This is a genomic window from Rhodoferax sp. (genome assembly GCF_039922535.1).
Classification (GTDB): Bacteria; Pseudomonadota; Gammaproteobacteria; order Burkholderiales; family Burkholderiaceae_C; genus Rhodoferax_B.
The window spans coordinates 1-1,628 of the sequence record NZ_JBDTEM010000438.1; the positions used below are offsets into that span (position 1 = coordinate 1).

Consider the following 1,628-nt stretch of genomic DNA (forward strand, 5'->3'; position numbering starts at 1 on the left):
ATGGGGACCGCCCAATAGGTGCAGATACTGGCGCCCGTGGGCTACCTGATGAGCCACTGGGAGGGTGCCGGTGTCGGCTTTTCCGGCCCGGTGGTGGCCGTGGTTGGCCAGATGGGCCAGATGGGCAGCATCGCGCTGGTGCGCGCGGCAGCAGCCGTTTGGCTGGGTGTTATGGCGGCTGGCGTTTCTGGACCTGATGTTGATAGGCACAAAAAAGCCGCATCGGATGCGGCTTTTTGGGGGGTAGCGCTTATTTCTTCAACTTGCCGCGTACCGGCACCACGGTGGTGATGGTGGGGCGCACTGCGTCGGTAGAAATGGGCTTGGGCGGCGAAGTGTCCTTCTTGGGCTTCTTTGCTTCCTTGTTGGTTTTTTGTTCGCCTTTGGCCATGATTTTCTCCAGTCGATTAAGAGGTTTCTATGGCCTTGAGCTTATCAGTTCAAAGCCGGTTTTTCGCTTGGGTGGTGCAAAGTTTATAGGCTCTTTTTACGCTCACTTTCCGTCAACGCCGCAACCCCTCAAAGGGCGGCTTGCAGCACGCGGCGGCTGACTTCGGGGGTGACATCGCCGTGTTCGCTCAGACGTGTCATGCCGTGGTCGGTGAGTTGGTCGATCAGCACGTCAATGGACTCTGCGCCCAGTCCGTAGGCTGCCAGCCGGGTGGGGATGCCCATGCGCTCGAAGAAGTCGCGGGTGGCGGCGATGGTGGCGGTGATGCGCTCCTCGTCGGTACCCGTGCGGATACCCCAGACGCGGTCGCCGTACTGCAGTAACTTGGCATGTTTTTGCACCCGGCGCTCTTCCAGCATGGCGGGCAGCACGATGGCCAGGGTGCGGGCATGGTCGATGTTGTGCAGGGCGGTGAGCTCGTGGCCGATCATGTGGGTGGACCAGTCTTGCGGCACGCCCGAGCCAATCAGCCCGTTCAGCGCCAGGGTGGCGGCCCAGACCAGGTTTGCACGGTCTTCGTACACCGGCTCGGTGGCCGCCAGCAGGCGCGGGCCCACGTCCACCAGGGTTTGCAGAATGCCTTCGGCAAAGCGGTCTTGCAGCGGTGCGTTGACCGGGTAGGTCAGGTACTGCTCCACCGTGTGCACAAACGCGTCCACCACGCCGTTGGCCAGTTGCTGCGGGGGGAGGGTGTAGGTTTTGGTGGGGTCCAGTACCGAAAACTGCGGGTACACGTGCAGGCTGCGAAAGGGCAGCTTGGCACCGATGTCGCGCCGGGTGATCACGCCGCCCTTGTTCATTTCGGAGCCGGTGGCGGGCAGGGTTAGCACCGTGCCAAAGGGCAGGGCGCGGCGGATGTTGGCACCACCCTTAAGCAGAATGTCCCAGGCATCGCCTTCAAACAGCGCGGCGGCCGCAATGAATTTGGCCGCGTCAATTACCGAGCCGCCGCCCACTGCCAGCAAAAAGTCAAAACCACCCTCGCGCACCTGCTGTACGGCCTGCATGGCGGTGTCGAAGCTGGGGTTGGGCTCGATGCCGGTGAAGGTGGCGTGGGCACGGCTGCCCAGGGCCTGGCGCACTTCGGCCAGGGTGCCGGTTTTCTCGGCGCTGGAGCCGCCCACCAGTATCAGCACCTTGGCGGCAGCGGGCACCAGCGTGGCGAGGTCGGCGATAC

The 1,628-nt window shown here is 63.2% G+C and carries 2 protein-coding genes; both read right to left on the bottom strand.

From position 1 onward, the window contains the following. Window positions 1–250: 250 nt before the first annotated feature. The gene (locus tag ABI213_RS20860) at window positions 251–391 is read right to left on the bottom strand and encodes a hypothetical protein (RefSeq protein WP_315183402.1); all 141 of its coding nucleotides are present in this window, start codon (window positions 389–391) and stop codon (window positions 251–253) included. A 128-nt stretch (window positions 392–519) separates the two neighbouring features. Beyond that, entirely contained in the window at window positions 520–1,626 is a 1,107-nt protein-coding gene (locus tag ABI213_RS20865) for an iron-containing alcohol dehydrogenase (protein WP_348028498.1), read from the bottom strand. Window positions 1,627–1,628 lie beyond the last annotated feature (2 nt).